The sequence below is a fragment of the Alteromonas sp. PRIM-21 genome (assembly GCF_027563165.1).
Lineage (GTDB): Bacteria > Pseudomonadota > Gammaproteobacteria > Enterobacterales > Alteromonadaceae > Alteromonas > Alteromonas macleodii_A.
In genome coordinates, this window is sequence record NZ_JADOEK010000002.1 from 34,459 (window position 1) to 55,057 (window position 20,599).

At 43.7% G+C, this 20,599-nt stretch carries 16 protein-coding genes; 7 read left to right on the forward strand and 9 right to left on the reverse strand.

The genetic code is table 11. The annotated features are described in order from the left end of the window. Positions 1 to 113 precede the first annotated feature (113 nt). Positions 114 to 1,559 (forward strand): DEAD/DEAH box helicase, encoded by a 1,446-nt coding sequence (locus IW644_RS04610; RefSeq protein WP_269916603.1) that lies wholly within the window; start codon positions 114 to 116, stop codon positions 1,557 to 1,559. A 92-nt stretch (positions 1,560 to 1,651) separates the two neighbouring features. Here IW644_RS04610 and IW644_RS04615 read toward each other — a convergent pair whose 3' ends face one another. The 6 genes from IW644_RS04615 to IW644_RS04640 all read right to left on the reverse strand — a co-directional run bounded on the left by IW644_RS04615 (position 1,652) and on the right by IW644_RS04640 (position 9,427). Further along, entirely contained in the window at positions 1,652 to 2,470 is an 819-nt protein-coding gene (locus IW644_RS04615) for a thioredoxin family protein (protein ID WP_269916604.1), read from the reverse strand. A gap of 101 nt (positions 2,471 to 2,571) precedes the next feature. Further along, positions 2,572 to 3,396: a 2-keto-4-pentenoate hydratase gene (locus IW644_RS04620; protein ID WP_269916605.1), complete on the reverse strand. Its 825-nt coding sequence runs from the start codon at positions 3,394 to 3,396 to the stop codon at positions 2,572 to 2,574. Between the two features lie 8 nt (positions 3,397 to 3,404). Next, positions 3,405 to 4,160: an SDR family NAD(P)-dependent oxidoreductase gene (locus IW644_RS04625; protein WP_179984524.1), complete on the reverse strand. Its 756-nt coding sequence runs from the start codon at positions 4,158 to 4,160 to the stop codon at positions 3,405 to 3,407. Between the two features lie 294 nt (positions 4,161 to 4,454). Further along, the gene (locus IW644_RS04630; protein WP_269916606.1) at positions 4,455 to 6,026 is read right to left on the reverse strand and encodes a sensor histidine kinase; all 1,572 of its coding nucleotides are present in this window, start codon (positions 6,024 to 6,026) and stop codon (positions 4,455 to 4,457) included. Next, a complete protein-coding gene (locus tag IW644_RS04635) occupies positions 6,026 to 6,682 on the reverse strand; it encodes a response regulator (protein WP_179984522.1) in 657 nt (218 codons plus the stop codon). The genes IW644_RS04630 and IW644_RS04635 overlap by 1 nt, the downstream gene beginning before the upstream one ends. Before the next feature lie 222 nt (positions 6,683 to 6,904). Further along, positions 6,905 to 9,427 carry a S8 family serine peptidase gene (locus IW644_RS04640; protein ID WP_269916607.1) on the reverse strand — a complete coding sequence of 841 codons (2,523 nt, stop codon included), beginning with the start codon at positions 9,425 to 9,427 and terminating at the stop codon, positions 6,905 to 6,907. 440 nt (positions 9,428 to 9,867) lie between these two features. Between IW644_RS04640 and IW644_RS04645 the strand changes: the two genes are divergently transcribed. The 5 genes from IW644_RS04645 to IW644_RS04665 all read left to right on the forward strand — a co-directional run bounded on the left by IW644_RS04645 (position 9,868) and on the right by IW644_RS04665 (position 13,522). Beyond that, the gene (locus tag IW644_RS04645; protein ID WP_269916608.1) at positions 9,868 to 10,380 is read left to right on the forward strand and encodes a curlin subunit CsgB; all 513 of its coding nucleotides are present in this window, start codon (positions 9,868 to 9,870) and stop codon (positions 10,378 to 10,380) included. Between the two features lie 29 nt (positions 10,381 to 10,409). After that, the gene (locus IW644_RS04650; RefSeq protein WP_269916609.1) at positions 10,410 to 11,855 is read left to right on the forward strand and encodes a curlin; all 1,446 of its coding nucleotides are present in this window, start codon (positions 10,410 to 10,412) and stop codon (positions 11,853 to 11,855) included. A 100-nt stretch (positions 11,856 to 11,955) separates the two neighbouring features. Next, entirely contained in the window at positions 11,956 to 12,303 is a 348-nt protein-coding gene (locus IW644_RS04655; protein ID WP_269916610.1) for a CsgE family curli-type amyloid fiber assembly protein, read from the forward strand. Next, the gene (locus tag IW644_RS04660) at positions 12,303 to 12,752 is read left to right on the forward strand and encodes a curli assembly protein CsgF (RefSeq protein ID WP_269916611.1); all 450 of its coding nucleotides are present in this window, start codon (positions 12,303 to 12,305) and stop codon (positions 12,750 to 12,752) included. The genes IW644_RS04655 and IW644_RS04660 overlap by 1 nt, the downstream gene beginning before the upstream one ends. An 8-nt stretch (positions 12,753 to 12,760) precedes the next feature. Next, positions 12,761 to 13,522, forward strand: a complete 762-nt coding sequence (locus IW644_RS04665) for a CsgG/HfaB family protein (RefSeq protein WP_269916612.1) — start codon at positions 12,761 to 12,763, stop codon at positions 13,520 to 13,522. A gap of 36 nt (positions 13,523 to 13,558) precedes the next feature. On the opposite strand, the gene IW644_RS04670 is transcribed toward IW644_RS04665, so the two are convergent. Further along, positions 13,559 to 14,236 carry a helix-turn-helix transcriptional regulator gene (locus IW644_RS04670; RefSeq protein ID WP_179984515.1) on the reverse strand — a complete coding sequence of 226 codons (678 nt, stop codon included), beginning with the start codon at positions 14,234 to 14,236 and terminating at the stop codon, positions 13,559 to 13,561. Positions 14,237 to 14,513: 277 nt separating this feature from the next. Between IW644_RS04670 and dld the strand changes: the two genes are divergently transcribed. Then, positions 14,514 to 16,247 carry a D-lactate dehydrogenase gene (gene dld / locus IW644_RS04675; protein ID WP_269916613.1) on the forward strand — a complete coding sequence of 578 codons (1,734 nt, stop codon included), beginning with the start codon at positions 14,514 to 14,516 and terminating at the stop codon, positions 16,245 to 16,247. A gap of 141 nt (positions 16,248 to 16,388) precedes the next feature. Here dld and IW644_RS04680 read toward each other — a convergent pair whose 3' ends face one another. Further along, entirely contained in the window at positions 16,389 to 17,849 is a 1,461-nt protein-coding gene (locus IW644_RS04680; protein WP_269916614.1) for an FN3 domain-containing metallophosphoesterase family protein, read from the reverse strand. A 52-nt stretch (positions 17,850 to 17,901) separates the two neighbouring features. Further along, positions 17,902 to 20,412: a TonB-dependent receptor domain-containing protein gene (locus IW644_RS04685; RefSeq protein WP_269916615.1), complete on the reverse strand. Its 2,511-nt coding sequence runs from the start codon at positions 20,410 to 20,412 to the stop codon at positions 17,902 to 17,904. Between the last annotated feature and the right edge of the window lie 187 nt (positions 20,413 to 20,599).

Here is a 20,599-nt window from a genome sequence, read left to right on the forward strand (position 1 = left end):
CTCTTTAGGTTTTCCCAGTAATCTATAACCCCCCACGGTTAGCAATAAAGCACTAACGCTTATACCTTCGCGGTTAGCAACTTTTTATAAATACCTATGACAGGAGTTTATTAATGTCATTTACCCAATTAGGGCTCGCTGAACCCTTGTTAAAAGCTATTGAAAAACGAGGATTTAGTACGCCATCACCGATCCAGGAAAAGGCAATACCAGAAGTATTGCAAGGAAAGGATGTGCTGGCGGCTGCGCAAACGGGAACAGGGAAAACCGCGGGATTTGGACTTCCTATTTTACAAAGATTAATGTCTGGCACGCCAGTATCTGGCAATAATGTTCGCGCGCTTATCCTAACACCTACTCGTGAGCTTGCTGCTCAGGTAGAAGAAAGCATTCGAGCGTTTAGTGAATTTTTGCCATTAAAGACCGCCGTCGTATTCGGTGGGGTGGGCATAAACCCTCAAATGATGAAGCTTCGTAAGGGCGTGGACGTACTAATTGCTACCCCTGGACGATTGCTCGATTTGTATCAGCAAAACGCTGTGAAGTTTTCACAGCTTGAGGTATTGGTATTAGATGAAGCCGATAGAATGCTTGATATGGGCTTTATCCACGACATTAAAAAGGTGTTGAAACTATTGCCACAGGAGCGTCAGAGCCTACTTTTCTCAGCTACGTTTTCTGATGAGATTACGGCACTGGCGAAAACGATAACTCGTGATCCTGTAAGTATTTCTACCGCCCCTGCTAATACAACGGTGGACGCTGTCGAGCAACACTTGGTGACTATTGATAAGTCTAAAAAGACGACCGCGCTAATTTGTTTGATTAAGCAGCAAAAGTGGCAGCAAGTATTAGTTTTCAGCCGTACCAAGCATGGCGCCAACCGAATTGCGGAAAAGCTGAGCCGCTCGAAAATTCCAAGTGCCGCCATCCACGGAAACAAAAGTCAGGGGGCAAGAACCAAAGCCCTTGCTGATTTTAAAAGTGGCGAGATTAGAGTTCTGGTGGCGACCGATATCGCTGCACGCGGCATAGATATCAGCGAACTGCCGATAGTGGTGAACCTGGATTTGCCGAACACAGCGGCTGACTACGTTCACAGAATCGGTCGTACTGGGCGCGCTGGTGCGAGCGGACAAGCTTGGTCTTTCGCTTCTGCCGAAGAATTACAGAACCTAAAAGATATCGAAACACTCATTCAAAAGCTGCTCCCTCGCAAAACCCTTGAAGGTTTTGAGCCTCAGCAAGCTGTACCTGTTACCACGCTTTCTAAGCCGAAAAAGCCCAAAAAACCGAAAAAACCAAAAGCATCTCAGGGTGATAGCGGTGCAGGCAACTCAACTGGCGGTAATAAGAAAGCGGGACAACGACAGGGCAACCGTAGTGGAAATGGTAGCCCTCACGGGGGCAAGCCAAATACACGTAACAGTGGCGGCGGTAAACCTAAAGGACAAAGACAATCAGGAAGCGAAGGTACTGCTAGACGACCTGCTAAGCGTAGAAATAGCCAGTCGACCAGTTCGACTAGTAATAGGGCTTCAAACAGTGCTGAAGCGTAAAAAATTATATTATTATCAGTAAAATGATAGTTGATTGATAAAGGGCCTTTGTATAAAAGGCCCTTTTTTGATGTTCCTTAAAAACTAATGTTTTAGTTATGTTCCCATGAAAACGGGTTGTAATGGCGCAGCGCCGGCGTGGTGTTTACTCCGTTGCTATTCTCAGCGTCTAGCGAGAGTTCAGCACGTTTAATGAGTGTCTGTTGTAGCTCAGTACGAAAGCCTTTGGTTTCTCTCCATAGCTGATTAAGCCCTTCTGGAGTATCGCCTTGTAAATCTTGTGCAAGCAGGGGCCCAAGCTTGTCATACGCGCTTTGAAGCCTAATTGCCTGCTCTTTGTTATAGGCGGCTTCTTCATCTGTTGCTTTCCAATTAATGAATGGGGCTTTTTGCGCAGTAGTCATAGCGGGAAAACGGGAAAAGTACGTTATGTACTCTGATAAAGGGATGCTATCGGCCCGCCCCCAAATATCCATCGTCGTTCTGTTTAACAATGCACTGGTTTTAGGCTCTACAACCATCACAGTTGGCGTGGCGTAGTAAATCGGATAGTTGAATCGCTCGGTTATATTTCTTCTGTCTTCAAGCGTTCCTACGTCAACAAACACGGTTTCATAATGGGCGCGTAGAATAAGATCCATTTCCTTTGTTGCAAAGCGCTCAGCTAAGCCTGTGCTGTCATGGCACCACTGTGCTCCCAGGACAACCAGAAGCAGCTTGCTTTCCTCCACAGCTCGTTGCTGCGCGTTAACCACGTCTTGATAAGGTGACGAAGAAGGGGCGTAAGTATAAGGGTTTTCATTCTGGGTGCTGACACAGCCATTTAGAATAGAGAAAGCGGCTATAAAAGTAGCTATGGCTAAGCTGTGCTTAATCAACTGGGCTTGACGTTTAAAGAAAGTGTTTTGCATACAATGGTCAAAATAGTAGTTAAATCAACAACAATGTAGCATAAAAAGCAAAGAGAAAAGCGGTAATTGACCGTAGTAAACTACCGCTTTAGCAGGTCGGTTTAAGCTGATACAGGAATCAGCTTCATGTTGATATTTCCAACACCCTCGAAAGTGACTGTAGATGTGGCACCAGCCACCGTGTCATGTACGCCAGTAATAGCGCCTGAACAAATCATACAGCCTTTTGGAAGGGTAATATTGCGCGCTGCAGCTTGGTCAATTAAATAAGCAACAGCCGCCATAGGCCCGCGTAATACGTTGTTCGATGGTGCAGTATTAATGTGATCTTTATTAATGAACACAGATGTCTGCATATTCTCAATCACTGTATCCCACGACGCTATAGGGGCACCAATTACCATTCCTTGGTTTACACCAAAGTCACTGATGATGGCAGTGGGGCCATAGCTATTTAAATCAATAACAGGGCTACTGGCTATCTCGACACCAGCATACACAGCTTTGATTAGGTGCTTTAACGGACCCTTGGTATCAATTGAGCCGGGCGTAATTTCTTCTCCCAGTTCAAATACCAGTTCGGCTTCAACAGCAACCATACCGCCAGCGTAGACTTCTAGCTCAACAAATTCATCGTTTGCATGGGAACGACCGATGAAATGGGTAACCTTTTTAAAGATTGGGCCCATTAAGCGCTCTGCGCCCATCTGATCGCGAAGTTCGGGGATCACCATGCCTACTTTCCAGCCGGTGATCTCGTCGTTCCACTGTTCAAGCGACATGTCTTGAACGCGGTAGGCCGCGTCCAAAGTTGTCGGAACATCACCTGGAAAAGTTTCTAATACAGTGGCTTGCTTGCGTGCGTTAACCAGGGTATTCGAAAGCGTTTTCAGGTCGTCTTCTGTAAGTGGTTTATCAGGAAACATCGTGACGATTAAATCCCTAGTGCCTGACCGCCACCAATTTGAACGGTTTCAGCAGTAATAAATGACGCATCTTCACTTACCAAGAAAGACACTACAGACGCAACCTCTTCAGGCTGCCCTAGGCGACCAAGCATGATGTTATCTTTCCAAGAAGCAAATACTTCTGGCTTAGTCGCTTTAATTTGCGCATGGAAAGGCGTATCAATGGTGCCAGGAGAAACAGCATTTACACGAATACCTGCTGGTGCAAGTTCTTTAGCAAGTGCACGGGTCAAAGTATGTACCGCACCTTTTGAAACACCATAGATACCCGCACCAGGGCCACCAGCGTTCCAACCAGCATTAGATGTGTAATTTACGATAGAGCCACTGTCAGATTTCTTTAAGTAAGGAATAGCTGCACGAGAAACGAAGAACGCACTATCAAGGTTCAGTGCCATAACAAAGCGGTAAAACTCTGTTGTCATTTCTTCCATTGGGCTGCGTCCGCCAAGGCCGCCGGCGTTATTAATGACGGCGTCGATCTTGCCGTATTTATCGCCAATCGCTTTTACGTTTTTATCAACTGCTTCATCGCTTGTAACGTCAAAGCCATAGTATTCTGCTTCAATACCTAAGTCGCTAAGCTCTTTTACACGCTCTGCGCCCTTATCGTCTTCAATGCCATTTAAAACAACAGTGAAACCGTCTTGGCCAAGTCGTTTAGCAACTTCAAATCCGATGCCGCCTGTTGCTCCAGTTACCAGTGCTACTTTCTTCGTCATAACAATAACTCTTTGTGTTGTATTACATTGTGTATAACCAATCTTAGGTTAATAAAATTAATTGGTCTACCTGTTTTGTGTGTTTTTTGTCATTGTTTTATGAATTTCTGTTTAACGGTACAGGTGTTCCAACCTTTTTTTACGTTTAATATTATGAAAATTAGAGGGTTTTATTGTTTTTGGAAAGAGGGCGCTTATAGCGTCGGTAAGGATCAGTAAAGCGCGAAAAGTGAAGTCTTTATTACGTTTATTGGTAAGTCCAATTTTTCATCTTAGTTCAGTTTATAAAAAGTGTTATTGAATGTTGTAGGTGGGGATAGAAAGGCGAACCACAGTCCCTGATGGGGTAAAACTAGTTATATCAAGTGTTCCATCTATCAACTTAGCGCGCTCTTTCATGGAAAGCAGGCCGAGTGTGGGCTTAGCGTCAACTGTACCTTCTATGGTGTCGGGTATACCCGCACCATCATCAGCTACAGTGAATGTTGCACTTTGGGACTCATAGGAAATATCAATAGAAAGTGTCTTCGCGTTAGCGTACTTGATGCTATTAGTTACCGCCTCCTGAACTATCCTATAAATGTGTATTTTTTGCTCGGGATTAAAATTAATAGGCGTACCGCTAAGATTGAATGAAAAATTTATTTTTGCGCGCTTTAGCGTAGTTATGATGTCGGAGCGTTCAATCACGCTCTCGATGGGAAGAGTGTCGATGCCGGAGGGGCGTAAACCGCCTAGGCTCTTTTTCATTGCCTGGTACAAAGCATCTATTTTGCTGATCAATATGTCGTGGTCTCTGGTTGTGTCAATCAATGATAACTGAAGTTTTAAATCGACGATGCGGTGGCCAAAATCGTCGTGCAGATCGCGAGATAAACGCTTTCTTTCATCCTCTTGTAATGCCACTAGCTTGGCAGCGAGGGCTTGTGTGTTTTGTACTGCAATTTCAAGGTCTTCGTTGTTTCGGGCCAGTTTTTTATTCAACTTACTCGACTGGTTGATAGAAGACCCTAGAATGAGACAACTTACGCATAGCGCTAAAATATAAAATTGATGTTCAATGGGAGGTAAAGCGCTCTGACTGGCTACTACAAACGCTGTAATACCAATAAACAAACAAGATAGCGCACTACCGAACACAGCATAGCGATACGATAAGAAGAGGGCCGGAAATACCGCGAGGTACTTAATTTGATAGCTGATATTAATATTTTGAGAATAGAGATAACTACTGAAAACTAAAGTAAGTAACCATGTTCCCACGGTTATAAACAGTGTTGATTCATTTTTATTAACGTACTGGCGAGTGTATAGCGCAAATAGAAGGGGGCAAAGAACGATAATTCCTACAAAGTCACCAAGAGAGAAATCGAACAAAATAGAAAGAAAAGACGCTAGGTCAGTTTGTACTTCAATAGCTCTTCTGCCGAGAAACACAGCGCCTAGCGCTACGCTTATCAGCACGCCGAATGCCAAGGTAGCAAGGGTACTGCGGACATTATCGATATAAGGTGCTGCAAAGCGGCGCCTAAAGACATAAACACACCCACAAACTACTGCGGGTGATATGAACAAGTGCACTAAATACCAGCCGACACTTCCGCTTAAAAAGGCGGTGTTATCAAGAACGCCCCCTGGGTGGAATAAAATGAAGTGGGTTAATTTTTCTGAAAAAAGCAACAAGGGCCAGCTTGCTAACGGTAATAACAAAAAGGCGGCCAAGCGAACGCCAGCGGGTAAATACCAACTCACAGTGCCTGATATAATTTCAAACTGGGTGCTAAATAGCCATACGCTGTGAAATAGACCGGTATATATCAAACCCATCTGTAAATAGGTAGTGTTGATATACCGCGTGATATTCATTAATCCGCTTTGACTAGGGTGTCGTCATAGATGACGTCAGATACATCTAAGTATCCGGTTTCTAATGCTATGCGAAGCAAGCCAAATTGAGACGTAACATTCAGCTTTTTGTAAATATTAGTTCTGTGAACCATGACTGTCTTTGGCGCAGTATCTATGTGATAGGCAATTTGTTTAGGTTGGAAACCTTTAGCTAGTAGCAAAAAAACTTCCTTTTCTCTTTCGGTGAGAATGGAGGTCAGACGCTTATCGCCAAACGCTAATTTTTTACTGATATCTGAACTTAGATAGTTTTCATCTTTTTCTAGTGACTCAAGGGCGTCCATTAACTCTTTTGTGGCGGCACTTTTTGTAACGTAGCCATCGGCGCCAAGCTCAAGCGCTTTACTAATATAACCCACGTGATCGTACATGCTTAGCATCAAGCATTTTACAAATGGGGCCTCTTTCTTAATTTTGATAAGCGTGTCAAAACCATTTTCTTGAGCTAAGGAAATGTCCAAAACTGCTACATCTATGTCGTCTAAAGACGCGAAGGAGGGGAGTGCGCTTAATGAACTTACAGCGTAAGCGACGTGCCAGCCATACTCTTGCTCGATAAGAGTTTTAATGCCGTCCCTTACAATCTCATGGTCGTCAATGAGGAGTATGTGCATGGAAAAATCTAATTATTATCTTAATGCATAAAGTTTACGTTGTATTTGGCTTATAGGGAATAAGCCGATGGCTTAGATTGGCGGTGTATTCAATTTTTTGCATAAAAAAAGCCGGCCTATCCATGGCCGGCAGTTACTTAAGTTTTAGTGTTTAGCATGCTAAATGCTAAATGCTAGATGCTAAGAACTACTTTGCGTGTAATAGCAATACCAAACGCGGTATTAAAGGTTTACCGTTACTGGCGCTGAACACGCAGACGTTTCATCACACACCATATAGGTATATTCGCCAGGCTGAACGCCACGGCTTCTATCGCGATAACGACCAGTATTGCTTACTTCTTCAAGTAGTTCACCATTGCGATAAATCATTACAGTATCAGCCATTGAGCCGCTGTAAGATAAATCTACACGTAGAGAGCCGAAGCGAGAAAGCATAGCGCGGTCAATTTCGGCAACAATATTGCTGTCTGAAACCGACACTGTCTCTGTCGAAATGCCAGTTTGGCCTTCAGAGTCAGTAACCGTAAGGGTTACATCATAGGCACCTGTACTTGCGTAAACATGAGTTGGATTTTCTTCTGTTGAAGTTGCACCATCACCGAAGTCCCAGCTGTAGCTAACAATGTCCTCATTAACGTCATTACTATAGTTAGTAAAGCTCACTGATAGACCTGAAGCGTCGTAAGTAAATGCAGAATTTGGCGGTGTTGGCCCTACTTCACCAATACCGGTGACTACTAGGCTCCATGTGTTAACGGTACCGTTATCTCCGTTGAAGGTATCAAGCACGTTCAAGGTCCAATCGCCAGTAGCCACTTCACCGTTAAAGGCATCAGTGTTATAGCTCTCAACGATATCATCTGTACCGCCACCTTGGTTTTGACGCAGAACGGTAGTTGTCCCTTGAGGGGAAGTAAGTGATAGTACTAGGTCACCACTATATGTATGCGTGATGTCTACCGACGCTTGCATGCCAAATACCGTTAAGTCATCCGGTACATTGATCACGAGATCAACGCCCACATCATCTGGATCTTCTTCGTTCGGTAACGTAGGTACAGCATCGCCTGAATATGCGTAAGGGAACTCATTTAGCCCTTGCGGGTAAACGTAAAGGCTAGCAGATTTAGACTTCTCAATATCACCACTTACACCATTAACGATAAAGCTATAAGCGCCCCAAGGCGTATCCTCAGAGGTTTCCACTGTAAGCGTAACGGAGTCGCCAGGCATTGCCGTGTTAGCACTTAAATAAGCAATGTCACTTTCTTCGGCAAGAGAAAGCTGTACTTCTTCTTCGTAGCCAGCAATTGAGCCAACTTCAATAGTGAAAGTATAAGCTTCACCTGCTTCAATTTCCGCTGAGCCTGGTGTGATGCCCAACTTAAAGCCAGGCGTTGGATCAGCTTCCTCTAATGCATTTAGCACATTAAGACGGTTGCCTGAAACTGTGCGACCGTCAGCCCAAAGACTAGTTTCACCGGTAGTCATTAACAGCTCTTTCATTTCTGACGGTGTAAGCTCTGGGTTTAATGACCATACAAGAGCCGCTGCACCCGCAACATGTGGCGTAGCCATTGATGTACCAGAGTATGCGGCATAGCCGTCACCGGGTATAGTAGATAAAATAGCTGTACCTGGCGCTGCAATATCCACCGTTTCCAGACCGTATGAATAGCCGCTATCGCCGTCAGTTCGAGTGTGACTTGCAACTGCCAATAAACTGTTTGTTGTAGTGACATAGTTAGACGGATAGTTGTCGACGTTGTCATTGTCTGAACCAGAGTTACCTGCTGCAGCAACAAACAAAATTCCAGCTTGGCCAGCCACTTCAATAGCGGTCTCTAGCGCTTCACTGTAGCCGCCTCCGCCCCAGCTGTTGTTCGTAGCTTTTACGTTGACGCCACGGTTTTCTTTTAGGTCGGTGAAGTAATCAATACATTCGATAGCTCCAGCGGTTGAACCCGTTCCATCTGCACCTAGGAACTTACAGGCAGCGATAGACACATCGTGGTTTACGCCAACTACACCTATACCGTTTCCGCCCACAGCACCAATAGTTCCAGCTACGTGCGTACCATGAGAATCATCGTCCATAGGGTCGGTATCACCGTTTGCTGTATCAATTCCGTAAACGTCATCAATGTAGCCGTTGCCATCATCATCAATGCCGTTGCCGGCGATTTCACCTGGGTTTACCCATGCATTATCTGCAAGGTCTTCATGGTTGTAATCAACGCCGGTATCGATAACACCTATCACTACATCGCTATCACCTGTTGTAATTTCCCATGCTTCTGGTGCATCAATATCTACATCAGCGGTGCCGCCTGCTTGTCCGGTATTATCCAACCCCCACAGGTCACCGTAAGACGGGTCGTTAGGAATTAATGCTTTGCGATATAAAAAGTTTGGCTCGGCAATTTTAACCGCTGGGTTTTTCTTCAAAGTTTCAATGGCGTCTTTAACCGATTTTCCACGAAGTTGAAGTTTGGCAATGCGGCCATTTAGAAGGTTGGCGAATCGATCATCAACTTCATCACGATTAGCGTCACTGATTCTTGCGCCCACTGATGAACGAGCGCGCATTTTTTCCGCTTTGCTCACATTTTCTTTGTACACAACGATAACGCTGTCATCGAAAATTTCGGCTTTCGCGGCATGTGCGTGGCTAGAAGCCATTAGCGGAAGTAGGGCTAATGACAGTGCTGAAAGGCCTGTTTTAAAAGGCTTTGTTTTCATAGTTAGATTCCATAATTAGCAATAATGCTTTAATCACGAAACCTTCTCATTCGGTCTGATATAACTAACGATTAAAACTTATAACGCAATTTAGAAAACCTGCCACCCTTAACGCAAAAATTAGTACAAAAATACAACTTAACCACTAGGTCATTACTATAAATAATAAGTGAAGTGGTACTTAATTATTAGACAGCGTACCCAAACGAAGCGTTGCCTCCTAAATTAGCCAAGAGGTCTTACCAATAATTTTTTGGAGTGTGATTTTTGAACAAAACTAGCACTAAGGTATTAGCTTTAACCGCAAGAATGCTAATGAAACGGATGCTGATGTTATTTCGAATGTAATAAATACAACTTAATGGTGATGGATTCTCTCGCTTTTAAGGCGTTTTATAGAAGGGTCACCTTTGTTGTTAATCAAGGAAGCAGTCGTTCTCATGGACAAGAAACTAAAGGTTAAAAAATACCAATGCACTAAAAACGTAAAAGCATTAAAAGCCAATGCGCTTTTAGCTTCAGCGGTGTGTGGTCTTCTAACCGTCAACTCTTCTGTCTATGCCCAACAGTCTGATTTATCAACAAGCTCCGACATGGTGGAATCTTCTCTTTCAATGAGTCTGAATGCTCAAGCTATTACGATAGACGATGAAACGGTCTTCATTGCTGTCAGTCAGTTTGGGCTGAATAACATAACTAACATTATCCAAAGCGGCAACGGCGCCAACCTATCGAACGTTGTTCAAAACGGCAGTAATAACGAAGCTATCATCACTCAACTTGGTGAAGGCAACGTTGTGAATTTGCTGCAGCAAAACAACAACAACTATTTCGAAATTATTCAAGATGGGTTCGACAATGTTGCCAATGTCAATCAATTAGGTGAGCAGTCTTTCACTGTTTATCAGATAGGGAACGAAATGGTAATTAACATCACACAATATCAAGAATGATGTGATTGCCATAGGGAGACAACGTGAAAATGAAAAAAACAAAAATAGCTAGTGCATTGCTTTTAGTTGCAGCGTCAGGGTGGGCATCAGCTCAGGAAGTGCCTGTGACTAAAACGGTAGACTTTAATGCCACAGCAGATTTTGTAGCTGCGGCAGAAGGCAATGAAATTACGCTAACCCAAACGGCACCAGAGGGAAACGAAGTAGGTAATGAGTCAGTGTTAAGCCAGGAAGGTGACCTTAACGCGATTGTTGTAGAGGTAACCGGTGACGCTAACGAAGTGCTTGCATCGCAAATGCAATCAGGTAACACCTTTTTTGCAAGTGTGACTGGCAACGGCAATTTTTTAGAATCAGAGCAAGATAGCCTAAGTAGCACAGCAGATTTTGTAGTTGAGGGTGACGACAACACGGTTTCACTTGTTCAATTGGGTGACGGCGGCCCGTTTGGCTTTATCTTTAATCGCTCGATAAACAGCATTGTGGGTAGCGGCAATATGCTATCTGTGTATCAAGGCGATGGTGGTAACTGGGCTAATAATGCGATTTCTGGTAACGACAATACGATTTTTGTAGAACAAAGCGGTGACTGGCACGAATCCTATGTTCGCGAACTGAGCGGCGATGCTAACGTAATTGATGTTATTCAGGATGGTTACTACAACATTTCAGATTTAACCGTAATCGGGTCTGATAATGAAGTTGAAATTGATCAGGATGGCGACCAGAACGTTATCGGTTGGACCATGGTTGGCGATGCTAATGTGCTTGAGTTCGAACAAGACGGCGACGGCAATGAAATTACTACAGGCGTGTTCGAAGGTTCGGGTAATGAAGTCAACATTGACCAAATTGGCGATGTAAACCTTGCTACGGTAGAAACCGTCGGTGGGCAAGCGAATACTTTCGAAATTAACCAAGTGGGAGAGGGTAACACCGCTTACGCAGGGGTAATTGGTATATTTAATGAGTTCGATTTAACTCAGGTGGGTGATGCCAACGAAATCAGCACAGTAAACTTTGATGGCATTTTAAACACCGTTGAAATCGAACAAGATGGCGATGCGAACTTGGCGTTAGCTCAAGCAGGTATTGGAGATGCCACTTACTATGCGGATGGCAATATCATCGAAATGTCGCAAGAGGGTATTGAAAACACGGCATCAGTTGAGTTAGCTAGCAGCGTTACTTCAAGCTACAACGAAATTATGGTGTCGCAAACAGGTGAGCTTAATCTACTCGATTTGCTTGTTAATGGTGACGACAACGTAGTTAGTGTTATGCAAGAAGGTGTTGGAAACTGGGTAACAGATGAGACGGGTGGACAATTTGTTATTTCAGGCGATATGAATACCTTTGAAGTAACGCAAATGGGTAACGACAATTTAGTTACGGGTAGTATAACTGGCAACGGCGGCACGGTAAGTGTTACGCAAGTTGGTGATTACAACGTAGCGACCGTCGTTCAGATGTAAATGTACTAAAGTACAGAATGAATAGCCGGGCGTTAGCCCGGCTCAATTCAATAAAATGAAGTATTTGCATCATCTCTCTTTTCTCACACTAGTTTTAAGTGTGCTCTTTTCTCCGGTTCACGCGGAAGAAATTCGCTTAGGCGGGCTACTGCTCGATAACAGTATAAGCCGCCAGGGTCACGAATTTGCTTCGCGAATTAGTCAATATTGGCGGGAAGTTCCCGACAGCTCAGGTAAAAACTTAGTAGTTAAAGAAATCATAGTGCCTCAAGCCGGAACGCTACTTTCAGTAATTTATGACAATAAAGTGGTGTATCAAACTTATATGGGTCGTAGGCAAGTTCCGATAGATGAGAAAGTACAGCAAGCTATCTTTTTGGTATTAGACGCGGTAGCCAATGCGAGTATAGACAGTAGAAGCCCAGATTTAGCAGGGGACGAATGGTAATGAAGAAAAAAATTGTAATTGCAGCGCTTACAGTGGCGACGCTAGTTGCGCCTGCAATAACGCTGGCAACTGAATTGGTTTATGAGCCAATAAATCCGTCTTTTGGTGGCAACCCACTCAATGGTTCATTTTTATTAAGCAAGGCAAATTCACAAAACGCGCACACTGCATCATTAAGCGAACGCTCCTACGATGAGCGGCTTCAAGAATCACTAGAACGAGCCTATATAAATCGCATTGTTCGTGAAATTACAGATATCGCCTTTGGTGAGCAAGAGTACGATGAAGATGGCAATCCGATAGACAGTATTTTTAACCAAGATAGCATTTTTGTAAGTGGAGACTTTCAGGTAGAGCTAATAACAAGCAACCCTGACAGCATTGTTGTGAATATTACTAATTTATTGACAGGTGAAGTTACTGTCGTAGAAATTCCACGGTTTGGGTAGGGAAGCACATGAGAAGTACCGTTTTTTTAATATTGGTAATGGCGCTAGCAGGGTGTCAATCTATTACAAATACACTCCCGCCTGATACTACTGCTGCGGATATTATCAAAGATAGCGCCACCCTCTCTGAAGTAAAAAGTTTACCAGCCCCCATGGGGCAAATACCGGTATCTGTGTACGCGTTTAGGGATCAAACTGGGCAATACAAACCGAGTACGGGAGCGAGCTCTTTTTCAACTGCAGTGACACAGGGGGCTACGTCTATCCTTGTACAAACCCTAAGTGAAACATCGTGGTTTTTGCCAGTTGAGCGCGAAGGGCTACAAAATATTCTTACTGAAAGAAAAATTATCCGGGCCGACGAAAAAAACGGGGGCGATTTACCGCCACTTACGACTGCTAGAATTATTATAGAAGGCGGCATAATTAGCTACGACACCAATATTCGTACTGGTGGGGCTGGCGTTGAATACTTTGGTGTTGGCGCGAGCGAGTTGTTTAGAGAAGATCAAATTTCTATCTATATGCGCGCCGTTGACGTGAGAACGGGTCAAGTACTGGTATCGGTTTCAACATCTAAAAAAGTACTTAGCCAAGAGGTGAGAGCGGGATTGTTTAGGTACGTTTCGCTAAAGCGTTTGCTTGAAGCTGAAACGGGGTACACCACCAACGAACCCATGTTTGAATGCGTTAAGCAAAGCATAGAGAAAGCGGTGAGTGAATTAGTATTACAAGGAATGGAGAAAGGAGTATGGCGCGCCAAAGCGTAAGCGCCATACAGTGTTTTAATTTAATTGCTCGTCAGTTTAGTAGCTTACCTGTTGGGGCTGACTAAACTGATGATCGAACCATTTGATAAGTTCAACCCTATTTCTGCATTCTGTTTTCCTGAATATGCTGTATACGTGTGTTTTCACCGTATTCACACTGATATGCAAGCAATCTGCAATTTCTTGGTTCTGTGCACCGTCGGCAATTTTGCGTGTAATGGCCAATTCTCGTTTGGTTAGGACTGTAGTCGACGACTGAAGCGCAGCAACGGGCTTAGTTTTTGGCACTAGATTAGCATCAATATAGCGGCTCATAATTTCGCGACTAAACCATTTGTTACCTGCCTGAACCTGCTGAACACCTCTAACTAACAATTCCAAACTATCTTCGATATGAAACACCCCATTGATACCGTGTTGAAGTGCCGCGTAATGAAAGTCGATGTTACTTTCCGGCACGTTGAAAATCACTTTGTTTAATTCAGGATAATCGTTAACGACCGGCAAGCTAAACATGGCGGCAGGGTCACAATACTGTGCATCAATAAAGAAGGTATAAGTGTTGTTGAGTACGCTTCTAGGCGGGTGGATAGCGCCAGTTGTAACGTTAAATCCACACGATGGCAAAATACTAAGGAATCGTTCGTAAGCTCCATCCTTTTTAGTATTTTCCGAGAAACTACTTCTTGTTAAAACGAACGCTTGGTGTGACATGAAAGCTCCTTTTCGTGTACATCAACCTTACGAACTATACAATAGCTTTACAATACTCCTGTGGTCTTAGTTGCGGCGCCAAAGCGTAACAAAATGTAACAGTGAAAAGCTTATATTAATTTTGCTTAAGAATAGCCGTTTTTCTTAAGTGCTCGGCGAATTAAATATAAGTAAATTATCTCTATAAAAAACGTTTGCCCCCTTTGTTAATAATGACGTTAGTGTATAGTTCATCACCAAGCTAATCCTTCCAAAACTTCAACACACAGAGAGAACCATGACCGTAAATGTTGACACTCAGTCTTTGATTGCATCTATGCGCGATGTAGTAGGGCAAGCCTATTTGTTAACTGATAAAGCGAAAAAGCAGCCATATACCAAAGGGTTTCGCTTTGGCGCAGGTGAAGCGCTCGCGGTTGTAAGACCGGGAACATTGGTTGAAATTTGGCGCATTTTGAAACTTTGTGTTGAAGCCGATGTTGCGGTAATTATGCAGGCGGCAAATACAGGGTTAACGGGTGGTTCTACACCAGACGGTAAAGATTACGATAGACCTCTCGTTATTATAAGCACCATGCGCATTGATGAAATTCAGCTGGTGGACAATGGTAAACAAATTGTAGGTTTAGCTGGCAGTACCCTATTTGGATTGGAAGAAACGCTTGCGCCGTATGGCCGAGAACCACATTCGGTTATCGGTTCATCGTGCATTGGTGCATCTATCGTGGGTGGTATATGCAACAACTCAGGCGGCGCTTTAGTAAAAAGAGGCCCAGCCTATACCGAGCTTGCTCTTTTTGCGCAAATTGATGCCAGCGGCAAGTTATCTTTGGTAAACAACCTTGGCATTAACCTAGGTAGCGAACCAGAAGAGATTTTAGATAACCTTGAAAACAAGCGTTATAAAGAAACTGATGTTCAGCACCCCGACGCTCGCGCCTCAGATAATGAATATGATGAGCGCGTACGAGACGTTGACTCTAATACGCCATCGCGTTTTAACAATGACGGCAGGCGACTTCATGAGGCCTCAGGCTGTGCAGGTAAACTTGCTGTGTTTGCAGTAAGGCTGGACACCTTTCCGATTCCCGAAAAGAAACAAGTATTTTATGTAGGCTCAAACGACGCTGCTGTATTTACAAAAGTGCGTCGCGACATTCTTTCAACCTTTAAGAATTTGCCTGACTCGGGTGAATACCTTCACCGCGATTGCTATGACGTGTCGAAAAAGTACGGCAAAGATATGTTTATCGTTATCAGTAAGCTTGGGGCGAAGTTCATTCCAAAGCTGTTTGCGTTTAAGCGCAAATTCGATGCATTTACCGACAAGTTAGGTTTTTTACCTAATAAAATGTCAGACCGCGTTATGCAGTACATGAGCTATATTTTTCCTAATCACTTACCCAAGCGCATGGAAGAGTTTAGGGACAAATATCAGCATCACTGGATTTTGGAAATGAGCAACGACGGGGTAGATGAAGCCAAAGCCTACCTAGATGAGTTTTTCAAAACTAATGAAGGCAGCTACTTTGAGTGTACCGAGGAAGAAGCAGATAAAGCGATTTTACACCGTTTTGTTGCCGGTGGAGCAATAGGTCGCTACCACGTAATGCACAGCAAAGAAGTGGGTGCCATGATGACCATAGACGTTGCGCTTCGCCGAAACGATCCTGATTGGTTTGAAGTACTACCAAAAGAAATAGACGATCAGATAGATACCAAACTGTATTATGGTCATTTGTTTTGCCACGTTATGCATCAAAACTATGTATTGAAGAAAGGCGCCGACGCGAAAGTGCTAAAAGGCAAAATTCTAGAAACCTTTGATGCTAGAAGTGCTGAGTATCCTGCAGAGCATAATGTGGGTCATGAGTACTTTGCCAAAGACGCACTTAAGAACTTCTATCGCGAACTTGACCCAACCAATAGCTTCAACCCGGGCATAGGTAAAACCACCAAACTCAAAAACTGGGCTGAGCATGAAGGTGGCTGTTGTGGTGGACATCACTAAAAGCAAATAACTCTACTCAAACTTTAACATTGGGAATTAGTAGCCTTAGAATGGCAATTTATGACTACTAATTCCATCTAAACGCCAACATTATTAAGTGTTGGCGTTAAGGTCAAATCAGCCTCTAGATAAAATGACCAACTAGTAGAGTGAGTTGTGGTGTTTGTAAGGTTCGGTATTGCTGAAAAGCCGCTCCTTCATAAGATCATAGGGAAACGTCATAGTATTGCCATAATCTGTTTTTTCGATATCGAAAGCATCGTAAAGTTCTCCTGTTAGAGTATATGAGCGATAGGTAAGGGTACTCTCGTGTACTTCTATAGTTTGGTAAGTCGGCGTATTTTCTCCGACTCTTTCTAACGTAACATTGAATTCTTCGTATTCATCCCATCGCGTACTCTTTAGTGGATAAGCTTTAGGACTGCTACTTGCCGTAACAAAAACACTATTTACATGTGTACCCTGCTCGTTTTTTATACTTCCTCTAGAGTACGCGTGATCGTGTCCTTGTAAAACCAGATCAACTTTGAATTCTGTTATCAATGGCAATAAAGCACTGCGAACAGCGGGCTCGTCTTGTCCCGGACTATTTATTGGCATTCCACAGTTTGAAAATATTGGGTGGTGAAAGGCGATAATTTTCCATTTTGCTTTACTTTCACTAAGTGTCTGTCTTAGCCATTTTGTTTGCATTGCGAATGCCGTTTCGTTGTGCCTGATTTCCGTATTAACAATGAATACGTCGGTATTAGGGTAATGCAAAGTATAAGCAGTTTCTTGTAATTGATTTGATAACTCTGGTGAGGACGGAAGCTTAAACTGATCTTGCCAAAAGCGGCTTAAAGCCCATCGTTTTTCACTATCGGGTAAATGATGATAGGCAAACTCATGATTTCCAACCACGGGGACTACAGGAATTTCTGCGTGTATGAACTGGCCCGCTGAAAACCACTGCGCCCATTCTAAGTCCCTAGCACCATGATCTACAAGATCGCCAGTATAAAGAGCAAAATCTGCATCAGGCATAGCCTTAAAGCCCTTTCTCAATAGCGCTGGAAACTGTTCGCGCATGCCATTTTGTGCGTCTGAAAAATACAGAAATCGTGTAGCTGAAGAGGAGGGTATATCGGCCGTTTTCGTCATATACCATTCAGACCATTTGCCTAAGCCTCCTCGTACTCTATACGCGTAACGCGTATTTGGTCTTAAGTTTTCAAATGTAACTTCGTGATATGCAACGTCAGCGAGGTGCGTGTTGTAGTGATATTGAGCTCTCTCTTGACTAACATTGTCTTTAGATTGCTCATGAACGTTAGAAGGTCTTAAGTTTCCTCTGCGCAATTCAGCGCGCTGCGTTTTTGCTTTGTAGGTCTTTGCACCCAAATCGAATCTGGCGGCTGATGTAACAGGTGCAATTTGGGCAACCGTAACTTCAACTTCATCCGACGTGCGCCAATTAACAGAAAAGCTCTCACTAGGAAGTTGGGTAGGATTAAGTATAACTCTGTCAGGGTATTCGCTTGCTTGCTGCCAAAATGGTGTACTAGCAAGTGCTATCGTAGGTATGCAACTAAGAAATAGTATAAGCACGAGATGCTTCATATCAATGCCTCTTGTGGGCAGGCACCTGCAACCTGCAGATGCCTGCATTAGACTAGAAGGTAGTGCGAACGCCTACGCCGTATGTTGCTGGAGCACCAACAAGACGAGCACCTGCATTGAGTTCTAGGAAATATTCTTCATCAGTAATGTTTCTACCATATGCAAATGCGGTAAACCCGTTACCCAACTCAAGGTCCATATTGATATTAAGCAAGCCGTAATCAGGCACCGTATTGCCAGCTCCTGCATTCAGTCGGTTAGTTTCTTCGTCGTGGTAGGTATAAGTCAGACGAGTAGAGAGTAACCGGTTAGTTGCAACGAAAATACTATGATTGAGCGAGATTGAATATGATAGCTCGGGTGAGCCGGGTAACGGGTCTCCAACTGTATTTTGCACATCATCAACACGGTTAGATGAAAACTCCGTAATTTCTGTATCGAGGTAGGTGACAGATGAATTGAGCGTTAATTGTTGGTTGCCATTGCTAAACAGCTGGGCGTTGATGGAAGCTTCTGCACCACGAACTTCAGCCGCTCCAACATTTGTTCGTCCATTGGTGTCATTTGAAAGTCGAGTAGTTGCTTGCATTTCTTCAAAATCGTAAGCAAATAAGTCGACGCTAGCACTTAAGGTCTCATCTGTATAACGCAGTCCTAGTTCAAATGAGTCTACGGTTTCAGAGTCAAATGGCTCAGTCTCTTCTAAAGAGAATATTGATGTACCATCAAAACCCCCTGCTCTGTATCCGTTGCCGATAGAGGCAAAAATATTTAGGTTATCAGAAAGGTAGTATTGGGCGGTTAGCTTACCGGAGACATTATTGTCGTCAAAATCTCTGTCCCAAGAAAAAAGGCCAGGGGAGTTGAATACGTCTTCATAAATAGAAGTTCCCCAAGGATCTAAGTCTTGGTTGTAGCCCGAAAACTTAGCGGTATCTTGAGTATAACGAATGCCTGCAGATAGTTTCAGGTTGTTGCTTACAAACCAATCAATATTGGCAAACGTAGCAAAGCTGTTTCTAGTCTGGCTATACGGAGAGGTGTATTGAGAGCGAACTGCAAAGCTTGTCCAATCGCTTACGAAGTCTACTGAATCGCTGACATAGAAGATCCCGGCGATCCAATCAATGTCTCCTCCTTGACTATCACTGAAGCGAACTTCTAAAGAGGACTGATCAAGTGTTTCATCAAATGCATATTTGTAGCGAGGAAATGAGGTCCCATCACCATTTCCTCCCATAACACGCTCACTTTCTTGATAGCCAAATAGCACGTTTACGTTTAAATCAGCATCTATTTGATGTGCTAATTCTCCATTTATACCTTCGATATCTATAGTGTGTCGATAGTACTCATCCGCGTAAAAAGCATATGGGTCGTCGTTTTCTCCTGCATTTCTGCTTATACCAGAGCCTGTCTCATTTTCCAAAGCAATACGATCGTATTGGAGTGTGTCGCCATTATCTGAGCTCATGAAATAGCGCAAGGTCAAGTCAGTGTTGGCCTGAAAGGCATAAACACCAGTTGCGCGAAAGGCAAATAGGTCCTTATCCCCAAATCCGTCCCGCTCTCCCGGATCGTTCACGGCTGGAATTACACCTTCAAATCCTTCTGGCACATAACCTGCGAACAGGCCCGCTCCCTTGCCGTCCATGTAGCCACCACCTTGCTCAAACTTGGTAGCGATACGTACCTTTAAATTATCAGAAACGCTTCCGCCAAATGCAGCTTCACCCTGCGTATACTCGTAACTACCATACTCTACGCTGGCATAGCCTTCGAATTCTTCTGTAGGACGCTTTGTAATGGCGTTAATGACCCCCGCTGTTGTGTTGCGTCCGTAAAGTGTTCCTTGAGGGCCCTTAAGGACTTCAATTCGCTCTAAGTCGAACAAAGGCATGCCAAGATAAGCATTAGACGTTTGGTAGATACCGTCAACATGTAATGCGACAGAGGGGTTGCCATTAGGTTTGTAGTCATCAGCTCCCCCAATACCACGAATTGTAATGAAACTATTGTTGGCTCCGCCAAATGCAGAGTTAATTGAAATGCCTGGAAGTGCGTCTACTAAGCCTTTAAAATCAGTGACCCCCGCATCTTGAATCTGCTGTGTATTTAAGACAGAAACAGCCGCAGATACATCCATTAAATTGGTGTCACGCTTTGTAGCCGAAACCACTATTTCATCGATAGGGGTGTCAGTGTCAGAAGTATCTTTTGGATTGAGAGGTGTTTGGAGTCCACGTTTTTTTATCACAAACGCCCCGTTGGCTTGTTTAACAGCCTCTAAGCCGGAATTGAAAAGCAATTTTTCAAGCGCTTCATCTATATCATAATTCCCATTTAGCGCAGGAGCTTTAATATTATTGACCAGTCGCCCAGGTGCGATGATCACAATGCCCGACTTGAATGAAAGTTGGTTTAGCGCTGATGCCAAAGGAGCTGGTTCAAGTTCAACGCTTATGCTTTCTTGGGCTGCCGCAATTGCAGCGGTGTTTAGTGACAAAGCTGTACAAATGGAAAAAGCTAACAAATGTTTCTTTACACAACGCGACGATGTCATTTCATATTCTCCGGTACGGTCAGTGGTTTACTGCCGGTTGAGTTCAAATTAAGTGTGTTGCAGTCGACTGTCGTGAACAAAGAGACAAAAAGAGAGAATCTTTTTCAGAATTATGTCAGGTTTCACAAAACCTTCATGAATGTAACTGAAATGTTTGCGGTACTTTTGCATTCAAAAAAGCACCGCT

Bases quoted from the DNA above. Each gene is read 5' to 3' on its own strand.
- IW644_RS04610 (WP_269916603.1), top strand. From the start codon at position 114: ATGTCATTTACCCAATTAGGGCTCGCTGAACCCTTGTTAAAAGCTATT.
- IW644_RS04615 (WP_269916604.1), bottom strand. From the start codon at position 2,470: ATGCAAAACACTTTCTTTAAACGTCAAGCCCAGTTGATTAAGCACAGC.
- IW644_RS04620 (WP_269916605.1), bottom strand. From the start codon at position 3,396: ATGTTTCCTGATAAACCACTTACAGAAGACGACCTGAAAACGCTTTCG.
- IW644_RS04625 (WP_179984524.1), bottom strand. From the start codon at position 4,160: ATGACGAAGAAAGTAGCACTGGTAACTGGAGCAACAGGCGGCATCGGA.
- IW644_RS04630 (WP_269916606.1), bottom strand. From the start codon at position 6,026: ATGAATATCACGCGGTATATCAACACTACCTATTTACAGATGGGTTTG.
- IW644_RS04635 (WP_179984522.1), bottom strand. From the start codon at position 6,682: ATGCACATACTCCTCATTGACGACCATGAGATTGTAAGGGACGGCATT.
- IW644_RS04640 (WP_269916607.1), bottom strand. From the start codon at position 9,427: ATGAAAACAAAGCCTTTTAAAACAGGCCTTTCAGCACTGTCATTAGCC.
- IW644_RS04645 (WP_269916608.1), top strand. From the start codon at position 9,868: ATGGACAAGAAACTAAAGGTTAAAAAATACCAATGCACTAAAAACGTA.
- IW644_RS04650 (WP_269916609.1), top strand. From the start codon at position 10,410: ATGAAAAAAACAAAAATAGCTAGTGCATTGCTTTTAGTTGCAGCGTCA.
- IW644_RS04660 (WP_269916611.1), top strand. From the start codon at position 12,303: ATGAAGAAAAAAATTGTAATTGCAGCGCTTACAGTGGCGACGCTAGTT.
- IW644_RS04665 (WP_269916612.1), top strand. From the start codon at position 12,761: ATGAGAAGTACCGTTTTTTTAATATTGGTAATGGCGCTAGCAGGGTGT.
- IW644_RS04670 (WP_179984515.1), bottom strand. From the start codon at position 14,236: ATGTCACACCAAGCGTTCGTTTTAACAAGAAGTAGTTTCTCGGAAAAT.
- dld (WP_269916613.1), top strand. From the start codon at position 14,514: ATGACCGTAAATGTTGACACTCAGTCTTTGATTGCATCTATGCGCGAT.
- IW644_RS04680 (WP_269916614.1), bottom strand. From the start codon at position 17,849: ATGAAGCATCTCGTGCTTATACTATTTCTTAGTTGCATACCTACGATA.
- IW644_RS04685 (WP_269916615.1), bottom strand. From the start codon at position 20,412: ATGACATCGTCGCGTTGTGTAAAGAAACATTTGTTAGCTTTTTCCATT.